This is a genomic window from Halobacteriovorax sp. YZS-3-1, from assembly GCF_047084945.1.
Lineage (GTDB): Bacteria > Bdellovibrionota > Bacteriovoracia > Bacteriovoracales > Bacteriovoracaceae > Halobacteriovorax_A > Halobacteriovorax_A vibrionivorans.
This window is the reverse complement of sequence record NZ_JBKIYI010000001.1, coordinates 1,675,525-1,696,466: the sequence shown is the minus strand read 5'-3', so window position 1 is coordinate 1,696,466 and position 20,942 is coordinate 1,675,525. Positions and strand designations below refer to the sequence as shown.

At 35.7% G+C, this 20,942-nt stretch carries 22 protein-coding genes; 5 read left to right on the top strand and 17 right to left on the bottom strand.

Annotated features, from left to right (window positions below; genetic code table 11):
- The first annotated feature begins 126 nt into the window (after nucleotides 1-126).
- On the top strand, nucleotides 127-891 hold the full coding sequence (locus tag ACMAZI_RS08155) for a trypsin-like serine peptidase (protein ID WP_412473409.1): 765 nt from the start codon (nucleotides 127-129) through the stop codon (nucleotides 889-891).
- A gap of 35 nt (nucleotides 892-926) precedes the next feature.
- Here ACMAZI_RS08155 and ACMAZI_RS08150 read toward each other — a convergent pair whose 3' ends face one another.
- The 5 genes from ACMAZI_RS08150 to ACMAZI_RS08130 form a co-directional block, all read right to left on the bottom strand.
- The gene (locus ACMAZI_RS08150; protein WP_115362855.1) at nucleotides 927-1,700 is read right to left on the bottom strand and encodes a hypothetical protein; all 774 of its coding nucleotides are present in this window, start codon (nucleotides 1,698-1,700) and stop codon (nucleotides 927-929) included.
- An 82-nt stretch (nucleotides 1,701-1,782) separates the two neighbouring features.
- Nucleotides 1,783-2,973, bottom strand: coding sequence for a hypothetical protein (locus tag ACMAZI_RS08145; protein WP_412473410.1), 1,191 nt, complete (start codon nucleotides 2,971-2,973; stop codon nucleotides 1,783-1,785).
- Between the two features lie 56 nt (nucleotides 2,974-3,029).
- The gene (locus ACMAZI_RS08140) at nucleotides 3,030-3,650 is read right to left on the bottom strand and encodes a hypothetical protein (RefSeq protein WP_120404862.1); all 621 of its coding nucleotides are present in this window, start codon (nucleotides 3,648-3,650) and stop codon (nucleotides 3,030-3,032) included.
- A gap of 55 nt (nucleotides 3,651-3,705) precedes the next feature.
- Entirely contained in the window at nucleotides 3,706-4,986 is a 1,281-nt protein-coding gene (gene eno, locus ACMAZI_RS08135; protein WP_412474017.1) for a phosphopyruvate hydratase, read from the bottom strand.
- Between the two features lie 106 nt (nucleotides 4,987-5,092).
- Nucleotides 5,093-5,884 (bottom strand): glutamate racemase, encoded by a 792-nt coding sequence (locus ACMAZI_RS08130; RefSeq protein ID WP_162929619.1) that lies wholly within the window; start codon nucleotides 5,882-5,884, stop codon nucleotides 5,093-5,095.
- A 143-nt stretch (nucleotides 5,885-6,027) separates the two neighbouring features.
- Between ACMAZI_RS08130 and ACMAZI_RS08125 the strand changes: the two genes are divergently transcribed.
- Entirely contained in the window at nucleotides 6,028-6,720 is a 693-nt protein-coding gene (locus tag ACMAZI_RS08125) for a hypothetical protein (RefSeq protein ID WP_115362863.1), read from the top strand.
- A 21-nt stretch (nucleotides 6,721-6,741) separates the two neighbouring features.
- On the opposite strand, the gene ACMAZI_RS08120 is transcribed toward ACMAZI_RS08125, so the two are convergent.
- Nucleotides 6,742-7,617 (bottom strand): hypothetical protein, encoded by an 876-nt coding sequence (locus ACMAZI_RS08120; protein ID WP_115362865.1) that lies wholly within the window; start codon nucleotides 7,615-7,617, stop codon nucleotides 6,742-6,744.
- A gap of 208 nt (nucleotides 7,618-7,825) precedes the next feature.
- On the opposite strand from ACMAZI_RS08120, the gene ACMAZI_RS08115 reads away from it, so the two are divergent.
- Nucleotides 7,826-8,074: a hypothetical protein gene (locus ACMAZI_RS08115; protein ID WP_115362867.1), complete on the top strand. Its 249-nt coding sequence runs from the start codon at nucleotides 7,826-7,828 to the stop codon at nucleotides 8,072-8,074.
- A 7-nt stretch (nucleotides 8,075-8,081) separates the two neighbouring features.
- On the opposite strand, the gene ACMAZI_RS08110 is transcribed toward ACMAZI_RS08115, so the two are convergent.
- Together ACMAZI_RS08110 and ACMAZI_RS08105 are read right to left on the bottom strand one after the other, a co-directional pair.
- On the bottom strand, nucleotides 8,082-9,218 hold the full coding sequence (locus ACMAZI_RS08110) for a CpaF family protein (RefSeq protein ID WP_115362869.1): 1,137 nt from the start codon (nucleotides 9,216-9,218) through the stop codon (nucleotides 8,082-8,084).
- Between the two features lie 42 nt (nucleotides 9,219-9,260).
- Nucleotides 9,261-9,704, bottom strand: a complete 444-nt coding sequence (locus ACMAZI_RS08105) for a cupredoxin domain-containing protein (protein WP_115362871.1) — start codon at nucleotides 9,702-9,704, stop codon at nucleotides 9,261-9,263.
- Nucleotides 9,705-9,914: 210 nt separating this feature from the next.
- Here ACMAZI_RS08105 and ACMAZI_RS08100 point away from each other — a divergent pair, with 210 nt between their 5' ends.
- A complete protein-coding gene (locus ACMAZI_RS08100) occupies nucleotides 9,915-10,325 on the top strand; it encodes a response regulator (RefSeq protein WP_115362873.1) in 411 nt (136 codons plus the stop codon).
- Nucleotides 10,326-10,333: 8 nt separating this feature from the next.
- On the opposite strand, the gene ACMAZI_RS08095 is transcribed toward ACMAZI_RS08100, so the two are convergent.
- Entirely contained in the window at nucleotides 10,334-10,819 is a 486-nt protein-coding gene (locus tag ACMAZI_RS08095) for an Hsp20/alpha crystallin family protein (protein WP_133296964.1), read from the bottom strand.
- A gap of 234 nt (nucleotides 10,820-11,053) precedes the next feature.
- Between ACMAZI_RS08095 and ACMAZI_RS08090 the strand changes: the two genes are divergently transcribed.
- Nucleotides 11,054-11,953: a hypothetical protein gene (locus ACMAZI_RS08090; protein ID WP_115362877.1), complete on the top strand. Its 900-nt coding sequence runs from the start codon at nucleotides 11,054-11,056 to the stop codon at nucleotides 11,951-11,953.
- Nucleotides 11,954-12,030: 77 nt separating this feature from the next.
- Here ACMAZI_RS08090 and ACMAZI_RS08085 read toward each other — a convergent pair whose 3' ends face one another.
- The 8 genes from ACMAZI_RS08085 to ACMAZI_RS08050 all read right to left on the bottom strand — a co-directional run bounded on the left by ACMAZI_RS08085 (nucleotide 12,031) and on the right by ACMAZI_RS08050 (nucleotide 20,829).
- Entirely contained in the window at nucleotides 12,031-14,460 is a 2,430-nt protein-coding gene (locus ACMAZI_RS08085; RefSeq protein ID WP_162929620.1) for a hypothetical protein, read from the bottom strand.
- Between the two features lie 43 nt (nucleotides 14,461-14,503).
- Nucleotides 14,504-16,294, bottom strand: coding sequence for a hypothetical protein (locus ACMAZI_RS08080; protein ID WP_412475116.1), 1,791 nt, complete (start codon nucleotides 16,292-16,294; stop codon nucleotides 14,504-14,506).
- Between the two features lie 205 nt (nucleotides 16,295-16,499).
- Complete coding sequence (locus ACMAZI_RS08075) at nucleotides 16,500-17,456, bottom strand: isopenicillin N synthase family dioxygenase (protein WP_412473412.1); 957 nt, start codon at nucleotides 17,454-17,456, stop codon at nucleotides 16,500-16,502.
- Between the two features lie 166 nt (nucleotides 17,457-17,622).
- Nucleotides 17,623-18,255, bottom strand: a complete 633-nt coding sequence (locus ACMAZI_RS08070; RefSeq protein WP_412473413.1) for a YggS family pyridoxal phosphate-dependent enzyme — start codon at nucleotides 18,253-18,255, stop codon at nucleotides 17,623-17,625.
- Nucleotides 18,252-18,584, bottom strand: coding sequence for a hypothetical protein (locus ACMAZI_RS08065; protein WP_412473414.1), 333 nt, complete (start codon nucleotides 18,582-18,584; stop codon nucleotides 18,252-18,254). The genes ACMAZI_RS08070 and ACMAZI_RS08065 overlap by 4 nt, the downstream gene beginning before the upstream one ends.
- Nucleotides 18,584-19,012, bottom strand: coding sequence for a type II toxin-antitoxin system RatA family toxin (locus tag ACMAZI_RS08060; RefSeq protein ID WP_120404870.1), 429 nt, complete (start codon nucleotides 19,010-19,012; stop codon nucleotides 18,584-18,586). The genes ACMAZI_RS08065 and ACMAZI_RS08060 overlap by 1 nt, the downstream gene beginning before the upstream one ends.
- A 37-nt stretch (nucleotides 19,013-19,049) precedes the next feature.
- Complete coding sequence (gene glpX / locus ACMAZI_RS08055) at nucleotides 19,050-20,003, bottom strand: class II fructose-bisphosphatase (RefSeq protein ID WP_115362891.1); 954 nt, start codon at nucleotides 20,001-20,003, stop codon at nucleotides 19,050-19,052.
- Between the two features lie 106 nt (nucleotides 20,004-20,109).
- Nucleotides 20,110-20,829 (bottom strand): PilZ domain-containing protein, encoded by a 720-nt coding sequence (locus tag ACMAZI_RS08050; RefSeq protein WP_412473415.1) that lies wholly within the window; start codon nucleotides 20,827-20,829, stop codon nucleotides 20,110-20,112.
- Between the last annotated feature and the right edge of the window lie 113 nt (nucleotides 20,830-20,942).

Genomic DNA, 20,942 nt, shown 5'->3' with positions numbered 1-20,942 from the left:
TTAAATCTATAGAAAGCCTCCAGTTTGGAGGCTTTTTTTGTCTATAAAAGATTCAAAAATATAGATTCTACTCTCGCCGTGCGTTATTTTGAATCATTCAAATATTAATTAAATGCGGGGAAGACTTTGAAAACATTATTCATCTTACTATTTGTATTACCTATAACGACATTAGCAAATAATAAGTCCATTTGTGGATTTGACGATCGTGTACCATCAAAAAACCCAAAAGTAGCTCGTGCATTAAAGTCGCTAACGTCCAGACATGGCTGTACTGTAACGATGATCTCTAACTCGTGCGCTATCTCTGTTGGCCACTGTAAAAAAGACCTCAAGATTATTGAATTCAACACACCAGAGTCAACTAAAGAAGGTATTCAGCATCCTTCTCCAATGGATATATACTACGTTAATCAAGAAAGCTTAGTTTATAAGAATAATGGGCCAGGAGATGACTGGGCAGTTATGAAAGTTGAAAATAACGAATTCACGAACTATGCCCCTGGAGAAGTACAAGGCCATTACAAAGTAGCAAGTGAGATGCCTGAACCAGGTGCTTTTATAAAGATCACAGGCTATGGATACGACGATGAGTTTGAGAAAAACTTTGCTCAACAAACTAATATTGGAGAATTAAAATCATATGGTGCACAGGAGCGCTATAGAAACCTGCCAGGCTTAATTTCACATAAAGTTGATACGATGGGTGGAAACTCTGGCTCAAGTATTGTTGAAGCAAAGAATAATCAAGTCATTGGAGTTCACTCACACGGCGGATGTAATATGAGTCACTACTCGAATACAATGAATAAGGGTACAAGTATCATTCTAAATGAAGAGTTTAATAAGGCCGTTAAAGAGTGTCTTGATTCAGAAAAAGAAGAAGATTAGAAATAAAAAAGCCTCTCTTTCGAGAGGCTTTTAAATTATGATTTCTTTTTCTTCTTACCTTTCTTTTTCTTCTTACCTTTCTTCTTACGATTTTTTGCAATAAAGACACCTGCTCCAACCATAAGGGCCAAGATAATATATAAAGTCATATCATCGCCACCAGAGCCTTTACCTTGCTTGCGTTGTCCGCCAACTCCAATATCCTGAAGACCTGTTTCACTATCTAGGAAGTCACCTGATGCTCCTGGTACAGCTTCACCTTTATTTCCTGCAAGTTTTAATCCGTCAGCATTACTCTTAATACGTGAGAATACCTGCATCGTTTCAATAATTTTATCAAAAATTGGCTTATAAGTTTGGTAGTGCTCTTTTGCTACAGAGAATGTTACCGCAACACCAAGTTCTCCCTTAACTGTTGCCATATAACGAGTATAGAAGCCTGGTACCTCACTTGATAAGTGAAGAGAATCAACCCATGTGTGACCTTGGCCTTGAATCTTTTTCATTCTTGTATATGAAGGCTCAGAGATCTGACTCTTACCACCTGGTAGTTTAAAAGTTTTTGCTTGTTCTAAGTAAGCCTTGTATTGAATAAGATCATCTTGCTTACCACGATGTTTGGCAGCAAAAATAATAATGGCCTCTTTCTTTCTTCGATCATTTGTCGACTGACAAACATATTCACTTCCTTCAATTGCACATTCCCAACCATTAGGTAGCTCAAATTCCAAGAAATTAGATGTATAAGGTTTGGCAACGATACTTGAAGCGGCCAATAAGTAGAAAGCAATCAGAATATGCTTTATCATCAATAAATCCTTTTTGTGTTTATATTCAATATTTTATCTTAACTTAAAATTATATCAAAGGTTAAATATTTCCTAATATCAACTACTTAATTCTGGCCGCAAAGCCTTTTTGAATTGGCATCTTTCTATAACGAGTAACAATCTTCACAATTGAAGAGGCACTTGCAACTTCATACACCATTCCCTTTGCCACTAAAATATTTCCACCAAAGTAGTCAGTTTTATAAATATCCACAATATTACCTTTTTGAATATCATCTAGGCTTCCGTGATCAATCTTAATAAAGACACCTCGTGGAGAAACTTTAATAACATTTGCTTCAATGGTGTATTCTTTAAAGCTTTCTTCAAATTTTTGTTGAGCGCTAACCCCACCAGTTGTCCATTGAACACCTAGTGAAGCATAGATATCCTTATCTGTAGAAGTCGCAAGTACAGTTGAGCCGACTTTTCCATATATTAAATATTTATTTTTAATGATGGTTTGAGCGGTAGCATCAAGGGCCAAGAATTGACGATTGATAGAATTCCATCTTGATGTATAGCCACTTGATACAGCTGGTTTTGTCTGTGGTGAATCAGTATACTCATCTCCACCTAAACTATAGACTCCGTTTGCTGAAAGCCAAAATGCCCAATCGACATAGTGCTTAACCCATCTGGCTTCAAATGGGATTTCTGAAGAAATAGGGGCCCCAGGGATTCGATAACCAATTTTAAAATCATATGAGGTCCATTTAGTAGAATCAAATTTTGCAAGGAAATTAAACTCAATATCGTTTCCGCCATCTCCGAGAATAACTTCATCACTAGGAGCTGCATTTGCATAGGTATCAACAGAGTAGGGCCTAAATCGATACAAAGCACTTATTGCAAAGTCGCGTCCTCTCTTCTTACCAAGCCCGTAAATAACACCAGCATAAAATGATTCAAGACCTGCATTAGTAATCGTCTCCACAGAGTCTCCACTACTAACGTAGCGGGCCTTTAACCCGGCCAAGAGTTGAAAGTTATTCATGATTGCATATTGATAATCAATATTGGCATCAAATAGAAAGTAACTTACTTCATCATTATAGATTACTTCATTTCCATCAACATCATGCTGAGAAAGAGTCGATGAGAGATCAAACGAAAGATCAACCCAAGAAGCACCTTTGGATAAGAGCTTTGCTTCAGATCGATAGATTCGATCATTGGCATAGGAATTATTTTTAGCAAATAATGATAGTATAACTACTAAAGAAAAAACGAATAACTTAATGATTTCCATACGTTTAATAGAATAACGTACATTTTTATTCTTTTATAGAAGTAGTATTCTTTTACCTAGCTAACCAACTTATACTGTGAGTAACCGAGTTTTTTTATACGAATAGAGGTATACCATTTGTGATTCTTGGCCCAAGACTTAAAGCTGATATCTTGCTTTTTAGCTAATGAGGCCAAAGAATGAAGGCCTACACTATTTGATGGATCCTGTTCACTGAAGTCTTGTGAAATCGTATTCTCAAAGATTAGCTCAATTGATTCATCAATAGATGTGATAAATACTTTTAAATCCTTCTTATTCGACCAGAGAAAGATATTTTTTACGATGTTTTTTATCATTCGTTCAAAAAGGGCGATATCAAGATCAAGAGTGCTATCACTTAAGTCCTTATCGAGCTTAATTGAGAATTCTAAGTTATAAAGTTTAAATTGCTCAGAAATATACGTTGTAAGTTGTTCAACCGTTAACGTTTTTGCTTTTGCCGTAAGCTTATCAAATTGCGAGGCTATTTGATTTTCCAGGGCCTGAATCTCTTGGTAAATCAGGGCCAAGGATTCTTTGCCCATTCCTTCAACATCATTCTCTCTTGCTTCGAGAAATAATTTAAGGCCATGAGTGTGATTGAGAAGATCATGTAAGAAGTGAATGGCTTCATTTTCTGGTATTTTCTTCGACATATAAAAGGCCTCTCTTCATATTTTACAAAGTAGGAGAGGCCTTGTATTGAAAGATTTAGATTAAACCATCAAAGGCGGCATTACTGCCAAGGGCCTCTTCAATTCTTAATAATTGATTGTATTTTGCAAGACGGTCACTTCTTGAAGCTGATCCAGTCTTGATTAACCCACTTGAAGTTGCAACAGCAAGATCTGCAATAAATGCATCACTTGTTTCACCAGAGCGATGTGAAATAATCGCTTGGAAATTATTATCAAAAGCAAGCTTTAGTGTTTCAAATGTCTCAGTAAGAGAACCAATTTGGTTGATCTTAACTAAGATTGAGTTGGCCTGTTTCTTCTCAATTCCTTCAGCAAGAATTTTCTTATTTGTTACAAATAAGTCATCCCCTACTAGAAGAATCTTTTCACCAAGCTTTTCAGTCAGACTTACCCAACCATCATAATCAGCTTCATCAAGGCCATCTTCAATTGAATATATCGGATACTTTGAGACTAAATTTGAGTAATAATCAACCATATCAGAGCTTGATAACTCTTTTCCTTGCATTTTATACTTACCATCTTTGTAGAACTCACTAGCGGCCGAATCAAGGCTGATACTAATGTCCTTACCTGGTGTATAACCGGCCTTCTCAATGGCCACTAGAATAAGGTCTAGCGCCTCTTCGTGTGAAGAAAGGCTTGGTGCAAATCCACCTTCGTCACCAACATTTGTTGAATAATTTTTCTCAGTTAATACTTTCTTTAGCGAATGAAATGTTTCAACACCAGCTCTTAAGTTTTCACTAAATGACTTATCCATATGAGGAACGATCATAAACTCTTGAATATCGAGATTATTTGAAGCGTGTTCACCACCATTGATAATATTCATTAGAGGTGCTGGAAGACGTGTTTTATTACTTGCAGTTGGTACCTTAAGGTCTTCTCTTAAGTATTGCCAAAGAGGTTTACCTAATTCGAGAGCACCAGCGCGTGCAACACACATTGAAACCGCTAAGATTGCATTGGCCCCAAGTTTTTCCTTATTCTCTGTACCATCAATTTCAAGCATAAGCTCATCAATTGCCTTCAAATCAAATACATTCATCCCAATCAACTTTGGTGCAATATATTCAGTAATATTTGAAAGGGCCTTCTTAACAGACTTTCCAAGATAATAAGACTTGTCACCATCTCTAAGCTCAAGTGCTTCTTTTGAACCAGTTGATGCTCCAGAAGGAACAGCGGCACGGGCCATAAACCCATTTTCAGTCACAAGATCAACTTCAACAGTTGGATTACCTCTTGAGTCCAGTATTTGACGGGGAGTAATTGATTTAATTTTTGCGATTTTTTCAGACATATCCAAATCCTTAGTTTTATCTAAATATCATTATCTTTATACAAAGCTGGCCGATATTGTATCGTTAAAATTCAAGGATCGTCACTTTTTTAACCTAAAAAAACGGAAATCCTTTAAGGTTTTCTTTTTTGACAATGCGCCATTGCTCTTTAGTCGCAGCTTTTGAAGTATCTCGAAAATAGAAGTGGTCTCTGATTTCCTGTGTTTCATCAAGCTTATTAACAAGGCAAGAGGCCATATGCTTGGCCACATGAGCACAAGGAGAAATGGAAGTAGTCCCTAACACTTTTTCAAAAACCTCACTTACAAATGGATAATGTGTACAACCTAAAATAATGTAATCAAAACTGTCCTTAGTAGATTTTGTAAAAACAGAACTCTTAATCTCTTCTTCAATTTTATGTGTATCGAGGCGTCCTGAATCAAAAGCTTCTTCAATTAGCTTAGCAAGCATCTTTGATGTTCGGTACTCAAGTGTATGATTCGCATCGTATTTTTGCTGAAGGTACTTAAAGCGATTTGAGTCGGCCGTTAACTGAGTTGTTAAACATACTCCCCTTTTACTAATAAGTTCAGGCCTTAAATTTATGACGTTGATAAATGGCTCAATTCCAAAAAAGCGAATTTGAGGAAAGTTACTTCTTAATTCATCAATTGCCATTGCTGTAGCAGAGTTACATGCAATTAGAATGGTATCAATATCAATACTTAGAAATTCATTAACAATAGCTTCACAATAAGAGTAAACCTCTTGCTTAGTCTTATTTCCATAAGGTGCATTTAGACGATCTGCAAGATAGTAAATATCATAACGATCCATGTAATGGGCCACTTCCTTAAGGACACTTAATCCGCCAATTCCTGAATCAAAAATTCCAATCTTCAAATACTTACACCTTGAAAAATTAAACTAGACATCCTGCCAAAAAAGATTATTTTACCTCTATGGCATTATTTAAAATATTAAAGAACTTTATGACGTTAAGTCAAAGAAAGCGATTAGAAAAAGAATCCACGAAGGAGATTCTTTTGGAAAATATTAATGATCTTCTAAATAAGAAGAATGAAGATCATATTAATAATTTAAGGATCTGCCTGGCCCATAATACATTTGAAAAAGTGGCCATAAAAGATTTGCGAAAAAACCTACATGATACATACCTAAGTTTCGACTACAACTTAGAGTCAGGAAAACAAGCTGGTCACATTATTCATCTCGATCAGGATTCAACTTTGCACCTTGTTAAAGATGGCTATATTGAATACCAAAAAGAGATGGCCGAATTTGATATTGCACAAATCGAAGATAAGACCACAAAGTTCATTATTGATAATGCCATTAAAGAACTGACAAAAATAACTCCACAAGCAACCTTTAACAACGAAGACAAATCACTTGAATGGCTTAAAGTTACTCTTCTAACGTTAAAGAAGTCTCTTGATAAAATCGATCATCAAACAACGATACAAAGCTACAAGATATACTTTGGTGAATGGGAAGAAAATCCTATTCTACGCTTCATGATTTATAATCTTGATATTAAGTTGGCCTTTTCTCAGAATGAGCTTCTTCTAGAAGTTAGAAATAAAGAAAACCGTCAAGACTTTGATGAGAATGCAAAGCTATATCAAGCTTCATTTAAACAACTTCACAATGAAGTATTAAATGAAATAATAAATGTATTTATTAAATTAAAAGAAGTGAGAAATCGACCGCAGTAAGAGACTGCGGCCTATATATTTTTATTTTCTAATTACTTTCTTATCAAGTTTATCGACGAATGCTACCGCTGAAGTATTAGAGATTGCAGTGTATTGATACGAATCTAAAATTTCAGACTGAACATCTTTTTTAAGCACATATATATTTTGTAGCTTTTTCTTATCTGTATTTGACTTAGCAAGGCCCTCAAGTTGTTTATTAATTGCCTTAAGCTCACCAATATATGTATTAATTTGAATCTCTTCACCAAGACCTAGCATTTTATTCTTGGCCTCTTTAAAGATAGAAACTAATCCCTTATCTTTCTTTTGAGTATTATTAAGTGTTGCTACAACTTCATAACTTGCACGACAATTAGTGATTCGCCCAGAAAGTTTCGGACATTCAAATTTTAACTTTTTAATTTCATACTTAACAGTTGTCTGATCTTTAAATCCGATTCTAGACATTAAACGATTAAGGTTTGAAGTAATATCATTTTTAAGAACCTTAGCTGCTTGCTTACTCTCCAATGTTAATCCACCATGAGAAAGCTTTGCCATTGTAGTGGCCTTATTTGAATTGATTTTTACTATTTTTTCTTTCGAAATATCGAGATTAATTAGACTTGTCTTCGTTGTGAAAATCGACTCATCAACTGCCACTTCAACACTCTCAACTTGCTTCTTCTTATCTTTAATCTCAACTTCTAACGATGGCCTTTCAATTCGAGTAAATGCAAGCTCTTTAAACTCACCATTACCGTGATTTTTCATCGTAAAAATTTGCTTTGATTTTAATCTAACTGAAATAGAGCTAATATCGTCTTTAATATTTGCATCTGTGGCAAATGTTAACCCTGCATAAGTGACTAGGGCCAACTTCAGAATGTTTCTACTGAAAGCACTTAATTTCATTTATTTCTATCCTCTCGTCCTAATGTGTGTGTTCTTTTTCCATATTCATTCTATCAATTCAAAAGACTATTTTCTTGCTCGTTGAAAATATGAAAGGCCATGTTAAAAAATTTGTCACTAAAATTTAGTCAAAGATTACAGACACTTGCAGGAATCTGCGTAGTACAAAATAATTGCTTTTTATTTTATTGTAATTACAATTAATTATATGAAGATTGATGTAGATATTGACAAGTTTTCAGGGGGTTATAAGCTTACTTTCCCTCTTAGTGAATTCAACGACTTAACAGACTCTAAGATGGCCATTGCCATTATTAAAGTCTTCAGTGCCGATATGGAGCTTGAGCCAGAGCTCAGTCCTGATGACATTGATGACATAATTGATAAGACCAAAGAGCTAGAGCAAGAGCGCTTTATCGTGGAAATCTACGAAGACGGTATTGAAGTCGATATTTAGATAATTCCTAAGCAGCTTTCTTCTTAACAAGTGGTCTTGCCCAGTCTGGAGCAAGAAAATTCTGTTTTGGAAAAGGTAGTTTGTGAACCACAATATCTTCAAAGAATGTAGGAACATAATTACAAGGAACCATTTCACCGATATACTTTCCAGTCTCAGGATCCTTACCTGTTTGAACCCATCTAAAAATATCGCGAGTTATATAATTCCCATTATTATCAACACCAAGTACTTCTGAGATATGTGATGTACGTCTACCACCATCATGATAGCGACTACATTGAACAATGATTTGCAGTGCACTTCCAACCATTTTACGAATCGCATCCGGTGGTATTTTAGTCTCACCCATAAGGCAAAGAGTTTCTAAACGAGTACAAGCATCCACAGGATTATTTGCGTGAACTGTCCCCATTGAACCATCGTGACCAGTATTCATAACCTGAACAAGATCAAGCGCTTCATCCCCACGAACCTCTCCTACAATAATACGATCAGGACGTAGTCTCATGGCCGAGATAACAAGATCTCTAATAGTAATTTCACCTAGACCTTTTAATTCATCGGCCTTACGTGTTTCAAAATTTACAACGTGCTCAGCATCGACTTGTAGCTCGGCCGCATCTTCAATAATTATTAATCTTTGAGTTTTAGGAATACGCCCACCAAGAACGTTAAGCATAGTGGTCTTACCAGAACCAGTACCACCTGATACCAAAATATTCTTACCTAAATAAACACAAATATCTAAGAACCTTGCGGCAACATCTGACATCGAACCAAACTCAATGAGATCCTTTAAAGTTAAGCTATCTTTTGAAAACTTACGAATGGCAACAGTGGTACCATTCTTTGCCATTGGAGGAAGGACAACGTGGATACGAGAGCCATCTGGTAATCTTGCATCCAGACGTGGATTATCTTCATCAATTGTACGATTTACAGATTGAGCAATGGCACGCATTGCTGAAATCAATGTACCCTCATCTTCAAATTCATTAGGAACTTTAAAAACTAATCCTTTCTTTTCGACAAAGATTTCATGTGGCCCATTAATCATGACCTCAGAAACACCTTCATCTTCTAAAAGATCCCCAATAGGTGAAAGTAAATTTTTAATTGCATCCGTAAATACAGAAGACATAATCCCTCACATGCTAATTATTCCTAAGCTTAAGTAAAATTCCTACTCTTCCTTAGGTTGCCATACTCTAACGTTATCACGTCGAGTAGAAGCTAAATCCCTCTTTTTCTTCTTTTGATCCTTCGGGTGATCAATAACTGTAAAGCTTCCGCTAATCTCTCCTGATGGGCAATAGAACTTAAAGCGCCCTGGAGAATCGAGAAAGATCGTGGCCTCACGAACTTCTCCCTTTTTGGCCTCGACATAAACATCATGCTCTTTCATAATAAAACAGCTTGGACGATCAGTAGCGGCCGTTACAAATAAGCTAACTCTTTCCCCTACAAATGCAGTGATATTTTCAGGATAGAAACCCTTCTCACTTGCTATTACAGAAATGCTTCTTCTTGGAACATCAAAGGATGTTTTTTTGAAATAGTCTTCTTCAATTCCAAAAGAATCAATTGATAAGAAGAGCGCAAATAGAGTCATAACGAAGCTTTTCATAACTGTTTTATCGGCATTTTATGCCCCATACTTTAGCTTCTTGCTCAAATTTGGCCCAAAAAAAGATCAGACATATTATCGTAATTCCAGCTAGTTATATTTATTAATAAATCTTAAAGTTTTTTAACTAAGAATTATTGATAGTTAGATCTAAGATGAGTCTAGACAACTAATAGAGCTTAACGCCCAATAATCAATGAGGATATCAACATGAAGGCCCTAATTATTGATGACCGCAAAAGAATATCAGAATCTTTAAAACTACTTATTTCACAAAGTGGCTACTTCTCTAATGTATCGACAGTAACTAATGGGATTGATGCCTGTGAGGAAATTAAAAAGGATCGCTATGATCTGATTGTTCTAGACTTAAACCTACCTGAGATGGGAGGAAAAGAAGTCTTACAATATATTGAAAGACTTTATCATCTAGAAGAAAGAAATAAGGAGAACTACCCTCATATTATGCTTATTTCTGGGGACCTCGATTTAGGCAAAATTGATAATGCATCTCAGATAAATGTGGAGCAGGTTCTAACAAAGCCATTTAGCGCAAAAGACTTTAATCATAAGCTATATGCAATTCTTGAAAATCTCAATGGTGAGATTATTGCGGCTTAGTCTTTATATTAAATAGAATTTTTAGGAAGCTTTTCTTTAAAAGATAAGACAATATTACCATCATCCATCTTCATATCGACACTAGTAGTATCGAGGCTCGACTTAATAGGAATACTTTGTGAGAAGTTAAATTTTGAAAATGAGTTCTTCGACTTAGAGACCTTCATCCCACTTAGTACAACCATCCCCTCTTTTACATCGATATTAACCTCATCGTCCTTATTTACCTTAACAACAAGGGTTTTTGAGTCTTTCCAAAAATATTCTATTGCTTGAACATTCGTATTAAAGCGATCGGGAAGGCCTTGGATTTGTCCCATCTTCTGCATTCTTTGAAACATCTTTTGAATTTCACTGTCAAAACTATCAGTTGCCTGCATCTGCTTCATCATTTCTTCCCTCATTCGATTCAATTGTTCCATCACTGGATCATTTGATTGTGAGAATGCAAGAAAATTGAATGTTAACAATGTAAACAAAAATAATGATTTCATACGAGAATTCTATCATAATTCTAGATAGTTAGGCAATATTCGACAAAAAATTATACCAGCAAAATGACGCATCAGACAACAAAGAAACCAACAAAAACTTACATTTAGTTACTTTGGGCAAAAACCCTTAGACATACCGTGAACTTTTTAGAAAAATCAAACCTACGCTAAAACAAATTGTATTAGTCAAGTTAATAAAGCAAATCAGACAACATACTTTCAGGGAGGACTGAATTGAAAAAAGGAATTTTAGCTCTATTGATCACTTGTGTGGCTTCTTTTTCATACGCATGTGATGAGCACGGAAAAACTGGAATCGTAGAAGACAACAACCTATGGATTCCATCAAATGTTAAAGGTATCAACACAATTACAGAAGGTGAGTTCAACTCAATCATCGATAAAATTGAAGCTATCTATGCTCCTATTATTGAAGCAAAAGGTAAAACTCTTGAAATCGAAAGAAAGTGGGAAGACGGAACTGTTAATGCTTACGCACAACAAGTAGGAAACACTTGGAAAGTAAGTATGTTTGGTGGTCTTGCAAGACACGAAACAATAACAGGTGACGGATTCGCAACAGTTGTATGTCACGAACTTGGTCACCACCTAGGTGGAGCACCAAAGAAATCAAGCTGGTGGGGATCATCTTGGGCATCAAACGAAGGTCAAGCTGATTACTTCGCAACTTCTAAGTGTCTAAGAAAGTACATGGAAAACGACAACAACATCAAAATGATGAACGAAGTTGAAGTTCCAGCAATCGCTAAAGAGTCTTGTGCAAAGAACTTTGTTAACGAGAACGAATATGCAATGTGTTTAAGAGGTTCAATGGCAGGTATGTCACTAGCTAACCTTTTTAGAGCTCTAAGAAACCTAACAACTGATCTTAAGTTTGATACTCCAGATTCAAATGTTGTTTCTAGAACTAACCACAATCACCCAGCACCACAGTGTCGTCTAGATACTTACTACCAAGGTGCTCTTTGTACAATCGATGCTTACACTGATCTTTCAGATTCAGATGTAAACACAGGTGCTTGTAACAGAGATGAGAACTTCACAAATGGTCTAAGACCACTATGTTGGTTCAAGCCAGGTGAGCAAATTGTTGAAGGACAAGCTCAACTTTAATTAAAAAATTAAATTAAAGAAATAAAAAAGGCCCTCAAGATGAGGGCCTTTCTTTTTATTTATTCGGTATCTACCAATTAGTCTTTCTTACGATCTTTCTTCTTACGAGTTTCAAGATCACCATTGAATACCTTAAGTTGATTTACATAATCCTTATATCCAAATACATCATCGTAAAGAGCTTCAAGTTCTTGAGCTAGTACAACATATGTTTGCTTAGCTTCTTCATTTAGCTTTCCAGCTGCTGCTGAAGCCTTGTATTCTTTTTGAAGTGCACCGATTAAAGTATTTGCAACTCTAGCATTGTTATCCCAATCAGTATCGATTTGAGCTTCAGTTCTGTTAAGGATCATTGTGATTAATGTCTCAACACGGTCTTCTTTGTACCCATCGCTACCATAGTTAGTCGTTGAGTTTGTAAGAATTGAATTGAAGTAATCTGCTACTGCTCTGTCATAATCAACACTGTCACCAGAAGCACTACGAGAGTTCATAATTCTTCCACCAACTTTAGAAGTTGCTTTACCACTTACACCATTGTTGATGATAAATAGTGGGTCTAGTCCTGTTACACGTACTGGTACACGCTTTGACTCACCTGCTTTTAGCGCAGTCGTCGATGCAGTATAAGTATTTCCATCATTCATCGCTACCGAAATATCAACAGATGCTGAAGTCTCAGAGTTTGATGGGTTCTTAACAGTTACATAAACTGTTGCATCACCAGCTACGACAGAATTAATTTTAGTATCTGCTTTATACACAGGAGCAACATCTAAGATCTCAATTCTCTTTGAATCAGTACTTTTAAGCTCATATACCTTTTTAATATCACTTCCATCAATACTTACTGTTAAATAAGCTGTATCAAATACTTCAAGATTATTACTTAATTTACCTTGAGCACTTTGTGACTTATGCGTAAAGTTTAGTGAAGCAGGTGCTGTAACGTATTCAGAGCGGGCACTTCCAGCTTCAAAAGATGATGAATTAAGTGATACTTTTACAGCACCAGACTTAAGACCTAAGTTTCTAAGTCCTAAAACAGACTTTAAAGACTCACCTCTTGTAAAGATTCCATTTCCATCACCTGAAAGGTCAAAACCAGTGATCTCAACCATAGGATTATTTGCAAAGTAATCATAATTCTTATTCCAAGAAGTAACGAATAGGTTTTCATATTCTTTAGCAAATGAAGTTGCTGATTGTGCTTTATAAACACCATCATATGCTTCTTGCTTTGCTACATCGCGTGCAACGATTGCACCTACCGCTTTACCAGCATCTTCACCTAGGTTACGTGCCATATTGTGAGTTGATACGAAAGCTTTTCCAAAGTGCTCTTTTGCAAGGTTTCTATAAGATTCAAAGAATGCATCTTCATAAACGGCCTTAAGATCTTGCGCTGACTTACCTTGAACTGTACGGTAGCGAGTTTCAAAAATAGGACGTGATGTATCGTCTACTTGCTTATAAACGATATTTCCATTTGCATCTCTTTTTACAACTTTTCTACCAGTTGGTTGACCATTAGCATCTAATTCATCAACTTCAACTGCAACACTTTTCTTGTGGTAACCAATTTTAGCTTGGTAAGCTTCTTTTACATCTTGAATATTTCTGTATGCAATTGCTTCTTGTTCTTCTGAAGCTTTGAACTTATTCCATGCTCTAGTTGTCGACTTCCAACCATAATCTTTGAAGTTATACTCTCCATATGCAGAGAATAGGTCCCAAAGAGAGATCGTATGTAGTCCACGATCAAATAGAATTGGTGTCGAAGAACACTTATCTGCTAAATTTGCTTTAATACCAAATTGTCTTGCAACAGCACGTGCTTGGATTCTTTTTCCAATTGCACTTGATGATGAAACCCAACCTGCATTAATTACATCTTTAAAAGATCCACCTTTTCCATCAGCTGCATAACCATCTCCAAAACCTTCAAAACGAGGTACTTTAAGTACATCTGAATAGTCAGAGCTTGGAGCTGTAATTTGTTGATTTTCACTATCTCTTACATTGTCTCTAAAACGAGCAATGATCTCACTCTCAGTTGAGTAACGTGAGTCCTTTGATGCTTTTGCTTTACCACGTGCAACTGCATTTTCAAGTGTTACACCCTTAAGAGCACGCTGCTCCTCTTTTAGAATCTCAATAGACGGGTTAGACGTCATATTGAATCCTCTATATAGTCCTTGTTGGTAACCATCAACACAACCTAGGTGTGTACCTTCACCAGCAGCATATACAGCGGCCATACGTTGAGCAGACTGAACACCACGCTCACACATTTGCGTATGCTCTTTGTCCATATTTGCATCATCGTAAACTTTCTTACACACTGTTTTTGAGATATTACTTAAATTTTCTGGCGTATAAATACCATCAAGAGAAATCCCATCGATTGATGAGTTGTAATAACCAGCTATTACGGCCGGCGCCTGAGTCATTAAGAAAGCAGCTACTAGTAACCTGCTCCTTGTGTTTTGTTGTTTTTGTTTCATTCCTTCTCTCCTTTTAGAAACATAAATTAATTCTTCTTGTTGTTTATTTTGTTTCAAATTCAATAACGTCATATTTTAAATTTAAGTCTTTATCTATAATTCCTTTTTTTACTAATTCATTAAGTGAATTCTTCGCATGCACACTAATTGCTTCATTTGATGAATTCATATCTCTTAGTATCTGCTCTTTTAAATTGTGAGCATTCACATATTGTGGATACTTAAGCTTTCTTTTTTCTACTTCACATACAACGTCTGTCATATATGATTCATACAGATTATCTGGTGTCTGTAACCCTTCTGGAGGATATACAATCTGTATTAGGTTTCTAATAATTGGAATTTGGTTCCAATTAGAAGAGATAACATTTCCAAAGGCCCAGTTAACAAAGTCAGAACAAACACCCAATTTTGAATATTTCTCTTTCTTATCTACCTTCTTTAAGGCTTTCTCTTTTCTCTTTGTTACCTTCTTTGCTGAACTTGCGTTAACACTCATCCATGCAAAATTTGTTCGATAATCGTTATATGTATCGCAACCACTAGAATCACATCGACGATACCCCTTCTTAATTTCTAAAAATGGAGGCATCTTATCTTCTTCATCTTTTCCCCAGTTAAAACTTAAAGGATAGAATCCCATTGATGTAATTCTTGTATCTCTTTCAATATCTGTAATAATCTCAGCATGTCTAAAGTCCAGCTGACGATCATTAAATTTTAAAAATTCAACTAATTTAATGGCACCACTTGTTCTTGGGCTAAAGTCTTCAAAGAGGTCAATATCACTTTCAATCGACTTTCTAAGTAGAATATTCCCAGGCCCACCTAGTAGTGAACACACCTGTGTTGCTCGATAATACTTATATTCAACTGACTTAATTCCTAAGTCTGTTTCAATTTTCGTTGGCCTTAATTTGCTATTTACTTTAGCCGCCTCCAAAGAAAATCTATTGAACAGGATATTTACACGATTTAAGAGTACTTTTGTGTTTTTGTTATTTGCCTTTGTAAGTTTTACTAAGTGTTGTAAATCTAACACCTGCTTTGAAATTTCTTCATACTCACCAAGGTCATTGATATCAAAGTCTTCTAGATCATCAGCAATACTATCTGCTAACCTTTTAAATTTTAAATATGGATATGACTCATCTGTATAAATACGATGACGTCTTTCACGTCTAGGTCCAATCGCTCTTTTAATAAATTGCTTCAGATTGTCTTCAAGTTTATAAAGTTCTTCTTCTAAAAGGTCTAAGGCCTCAAAGTAATCACCTAGTAATTCTTCTTTTAGTGCCAAGAACTCTTCTTGTTTCTTATAGATTTTGCCAAGTTTCTTTAGGCCTTCTAGGATATCTGCCGGTATTGATATGTTATAACCATCTTCTTTTAAGTATTGAATTAATGTTTCAACAGAGTTTGCAATTTGTGAAACAAGAAGCTTACGTGAAGAAGGAAGTCTTTTATATCCTTCTAATTCTGAGAATGTGATGATGTACTTGCCAACATATTGAATAAAGTCATCTAATTCTTTATAGGCCAATTCATCTGAATAATTTCCATCATCATCTTTTCCAAGCTCTCCTTTTTTAAGAACTCTCTTATGAAGGTTTTTAATTTTTGAATGGATATTCCAATAAAAATGATAAGCTTCTTGCGTTTCCTCTTCATGTAGGAAACCTTTATTGTGACGGGCCACTTGTCTTAAGCGAGATAAAATCTTAGAAGAGGCTCGCTTTGATTCAAGAATCTCACGCTTTATTGCAGTATTTGCATTTGCGTTTGTACTCATTGATAAAACGAGGATTGTTATTATTAAATAAAATGTGGCCACTAGAGACCTAGAGCTTTGTTTTAAGTTTTGCATACGAAAGTAAGTGCAATTCATATGCCACAGGCGAAGTCTAAATATTAAGCACTTAATATTTAAAAAGTGTTCATTTTTTAAACATTTCTTCAAAGATTGAACAAAAAAGGCCTCCGTGAAGGAGGCCTCTTATTATTCGTAGTGTTGTTGTTCTGGTTTCCCAGTATTTGAATTATTTGATTAGACCAATCTCTCTAAGCCTCTGATTTAAGAAGTCACCAGCAGTGATATCTTCCCATTTCTTGCCTTCACCTACACAGCTATCAAGGCAAGCAAGTGACGCTTTAGAGTGTGGATGCACGAAGTATGGCATAGAATATCTCTCTTCACCAGAGTTATCTGGGTTAATAACTCTGTGAGTTGTTGCAGGAAGAACATTATTAGTTAATCTTGCCATCATATCCCCAGAGTCAACCACTAATTGACCAGGCTTTGAGTTAACATCTAGCCAAGTTCCATCACGATCTAGAAGTTGTAAACCAGATGAAGTCGCACCCACAAGCATTGTAATTAAATTAATATCTTCGTGTGCACCCGCTCTGATTGAGTTAGTAGTATCGTGTCCATCAGTTGGTGGATAGTGAATCGTTCTTAAGATTGAGTTTCCATCCTTTACCATATCTGCAAAGAAGTTCTCAGGAACGTCTAGACCTTTACCAATGGCCTCTAAAAGAACATTAGCTGTAGCATCCATTGATTCATAAAGATCAAGGAATTTCTCTTTAAAACCAGGAACTTCAGCTGGCCAAATATTTTCAGGGTAAATACCCTTATATTGAGAATCAGCTGCCAATTCGCGTCCAACGTGCCAAAACTCTTTAAGGTCAGGATGTTCGCTATCTTTAGCGTGCTCCATACCAAATGGTGTATAACCGCGCTGTCCACCATTCTCACCTTTGTATTCATTCTTCTTCTGGGCAGGTAGAGCGAAGAATTGCTTTACCATTGCATATGCTTCATCAACTTTTTTCTGGTCAACAGTGTGATCATTAAGAATAACGAATCCATATTCCTTAAGTCCAAACATTAAAGTATCGACAAATTGTACTTGCTCTTCAGGGCTTCCCTTAGTGTAAGAAGTAAGACTTAATTCTGGTACTTTTCTTTCATTATTATTGGCATTACTCATAATGACTCTCCGTTTTTAAAGTCGAATTAAATTAGTTGATAAAAATTTATTACAGTGCGCATAAATTAAAGTCAATAATACCTAGAATTAGTTCAAACTTATATCTGCTGTATTTTTAACGACTTAGAGGGGTAATTTTAGAAATTAGATAGTAAGAATACAATAATTAGGACTTAAATATGGCACTTCCGACCCTAATGCAGTCACTTCCAAGTTCCAAGGCCACCTTCATATCACCGCTCATGCCCATTGAAAGTTTTAGATTAGGATCAATCTCATTTCTAATATCTACTAGTTTTTGGAATGATTCTCTAGGAGGAAGGCCACTGGCAGCGGCCATTGTCATGAGTCCTACGATATTGATATTTTTCAATTCTTTTGCTGCATTATAAAACTCTTGAACAGTTGAGCTATCCCACAGGCCACCTTTTTGTTCTTCTGCGCTCGTATTAACCTGAATATAGAAATCTAATGGCCTAGCTAATTTTTCATCAAAGATTTTCATATGCTTTATTGAATCAAGTGATTGTACTGACTTTAAATTTGGAACTTGTGCAATCTTAGATATTTTCTTTGACTGGATGTGACCAATAAAGTGCCACCTTATATCAGATAAGCCTAATTCTTGAGCTTTAAGTGCTTTAGGCAAGAGGGATTCAATTCGATTCTCTCCAAAGTCTCGATGGCCTAGATCGTAAACTTCTTTAATATCATCAAATTCACTATATTTTGTGACGGCCATAAGTTTATTCTTATCACCGATTTCATCTAGAATTTTTTGATAATTTTTAGTGATCACTTAGTTTTCTTATCATCTCTTTTTTTAAATCGTACTACGACTTCATAATCATCAAGTATCGACTCTAAAAGTGTTTTTGGATCAACATTTTTTAAATAATGTCTTAATTCCTCTTGAACAGAATCGATAAAGTCCTGCTTCGACTTTTTTGCATTAGCAAGAAGTCCATTAACGACATCATTTGGAAGAGGCAAATCATCAATCACTTTCTTGACTGCTTCTTCAGTCATAAAGGCTGCGCCTATTCCTATTGAAACTACCTTCTTGATGGTATCACCAAGTAGGCCTTCTTTATGATATTCTTTCTTATTGTCTTTTGAATCAGCCATTAAGATTTAGCTCTCTCATAAAAACTCTTCATCATTGACGGAAGAGATGTTTCAGTTAATTTATTAACAATCATTTTAGCACCAGGAATAAATCCTTTTACTTCAATCTCTAAGCTATAAGTGACTTCAGTCTTACCATCACCAAGATCTTTAAGATCCCAACCACCATCGTTGATTTTAAAGAGGTCACCTTTCTTAAAAGTCCAAGCTACTTTATTAGGACGACTCATTTCCATATCCAATTGATAATTAAGTTTTTTAATCATATCAATTGAATACTCCACAACACCACTTGTCTCAGTCATGTCATGAACTTTAATATCATTAACACCAAGTACAAAGTCAGGATAAGACTCAAAGTCGACAATAACGTCGTATAATTTGTTAATATCAATATCAAATACTTCAGTTCGGCTTGCCTTTGCCATAATCAACTTCCCTGTTTAATCAATAAAGTAACTTATTTTAATAGCGTGGTTTTGTATCAAAGCGATGTTCAGCAACAATTCTTCTAATTGTCCCTGACTGGCTTCTCATAACAATCGACTCAGTAACAGCACCCCAAGACTTAAACTTAACACCGTTTAAGAAACTTCCATCCGTTACACCAGTTGCACAAAACATTACGTTTCCGGCCGCTAGTTCATCGATATTATAGATCTTATTAATATCATCTATTCCCATTGTCTTAGCGCGCTCAATTTCCTCATCATTTCTTGGCTTAAGTCTTCCTTGAAAGTCTCCACCAATACAACGAAGTGCTGCTGCAGCGATAACACCTTCAGGAGCACCACCAATTCCAAAGAGAATATCAATACCGCTATCAGGCTCACTACAAGCAATAGCAGCAGATACATCACCATCTCCAATTAATTGGATACGAGCTCCTGCATCTCTTACTTGTCTAATTAATTCTTCATGACGTGGACGATCTAGAATAACTGCCGTTAAATCTTGGATTCGACACTTCTTGGCCTCTGCAAGTCTCTTTAAATTTTCAGCAGGAGTATCGTCAATATTGATTAGGCCCTTACCTTCAGGGCCAACTGCGATTTTTTCCATGTATGTATCAGGAGCATTTAAGAAATTACCCTTTTCAGCAATGGCCATAACAGCAATTGAATTCCAACCACCATTTGCACAAACTGTTGTCCCCTCTAATGGATCAAGAGCAATATCAAGTTCAGGTCCATTACCAGAGCCTACCTTCTCACCAATGTAGAGCATTGGAGCTTCGTCTCGCTCACCTTCACCGATAACAACCGTTGCATTACACTCAACAGAGTCAAGCATTGTTCTCATAGCATCAACTGCTGCTTGGTCTGCAGCTTTTTCATCACCGCGTCCCATAAGCCTAGCACTGCTAATAGCGGCCATTTCTGTTACTCTTACAAATTCTAAAGCGAGGTTTCTATTCATTGGTAATCCTTTTAATTTGAAATATTTAGCTATATTTTAGGAAGTTAATTTCCAAATGAAAAGCCTTGTTTCAAATCAAATGAAGAATCTCGAGGTGTTTTAAGAATTATCCACTAATCTTACGCGTTAAAAACTTAAGATCTCCTTCTGAAATCAAAGATTCAGGGATATGCTGCACAAGTTCATTAGCGAATTCAAGCTTGTCTTGATCAATTGGTGAGTCAATTAGAAATTCAATTTCTTCTTCATGAGTTAGTGGTTTGTCTGAAGGACGTACACTTAAGACTTTTCCAGTCTGAATACCTTCTCCATCAGTCCATTCGAGAATTGAGTCCATCATAAGAATTTGAATTTTAGAAATTTCACCATCGCGATGGTGCCAAACAAAAATTTCAAATGGGCCATCACAACGCAACCATGTCTTAAGACCGATAGGAAGATCCATTTGTTCATCATATTCATGAATTGGTCTTAAATTCTTTGAAACATTAGAAACAGATAGAAAGTTTAGAAGTGATTTATCAAAGATATCACTTTTTACAAATTCAACTCCGATATTATCTTCTTCAACTCTTCTTACAATACATTTTACATTTACTTTCTGGTCATACCAGTGGATCTCTCCTGAGAACTCATCATCTAATTTAGCACTAACAACACCATCTTTTAGAGCGAGACTCATACCGCCATATGAAATATCTTTTACTTGGTAATTTACAGAATTATCATCTCTTTTAAAGACCAAGTAGCTAAATGGAAAACGTGGAAAAACACGCTTTTCAATAGATTGATGACCAGTTTTGATTAAATTGAGATGCTTTTTCATAGCTTCTGATATCCTTGTTTTTTTTGTTTTATCTAATTTATGTTAATTATTATAGACGTTTATGGCCTTAAGGTTTAAAGTTTAATTAATAGGAAAATTCTTCATTGAGTAGA

Coding starts and splice junctions, on each gene's coding strand:
- ACMAZI_RS08150 (WP_115362855.1), bottom strand. CDS start 1,700: ATGATAAAGCATATTCTGATTGCTTTCTACTTATTGGCCGCTTCAAGT.
- ACMAZI_RS08145 (WP_412473410.1), bottom strand. CDS start 2,973: ATGGAAATCATTAAGTTATTCGTTTTTTCTTTAGTAGTTATACTATCA.
- ACMAZI_RS08140 (WP_120404862.1), bottom strand. CDS start 3,650: ATGTCGAAGAAAATACCAGAAAATGAAGCCATTCACTTCTTACATGAT.
- ACMAZI_RS08120 (WP_115362865.1), bottom strand. CDS start 7,617: ATGAAATTAAGTGCTTTCAGTAGAAACATTCTGAAGTTGGCCCTAGTC.
- ACMAZI_RS08115 (WP_115362867.1), top strand. CDS start 7,826: ATGAAGATTGATGTAGATATTGACAAGTTTTCAGGGGGTTATAAGCTT.
- ACMAZI_RS08110 (WP_115362869.1), bottom strand. CDS start 9,218: ATGTCTTCTGTATTTACGGATGCAATTAAAAATTTACTTTCACCTATT.
- ACMAZI_RS08105 (WP_115362871.1), bottom strand. CDS start 9,704: ATGAAAAGCTTCGTTATGACTCTATTTGCGCTCTTCTTATCAATTGAT.
- ACMAZI_RS08100 (WP_115362873.1), top strand. CDS start 9,915: ATGAAGGCCCTAATTATTGATGACCGCAAAAGAATATCAGAATCTTTA.
- ACMAZI_RS08095 (WP_133296964.1), bottom strand. CDS start 10,819: ATGAAATCATTATTTTTGTTTACATTGTTAACATTCAATTTTCTTGCA.
- ACMAZI_RS08085 (WP_162929620.1), bottom strand. CDS start 14,460: ATGAAACAAAAACAACAAAACACAAGGAGCAGGTTACTAGTAGCTGCT.
- ACMAZI_RS08075 (WP_412473412.1), bottom strand. CDS start 17,456: ATGAGTAATGCCAATAATAATGAAAGAAAAGTACCAGAATTAAGTCTT.
- ACMAZI_RS08065 (WP_412473414.1), bottom strand. CDS start 18,584: ATGGCTGATTCAAAAGACAATAAGAAAGAATATCATAAAGAAGGCCTA.
- ACMAZI_RS08060 (WP_120404870.1), bottom strand. CDS start 19,012: ATGGCAAAGGCAAGCCGAACTGAAGTATTTGATATTGATATTAACAAA.
- glpX (WP_115362891.1), bottom strand. CDS start 20,003: ATGAATAGAAACCTCGCTTTAGAATTTGTAAGAGTAACAGAAATGGCC.
- ACMAZI_RS08050 (WP_412473415.1), bottom strand. CDS start 20,829: ATGAAAAAGCATCTCAATTTAATCAAAACTGGTCATCAATCTATTGAA.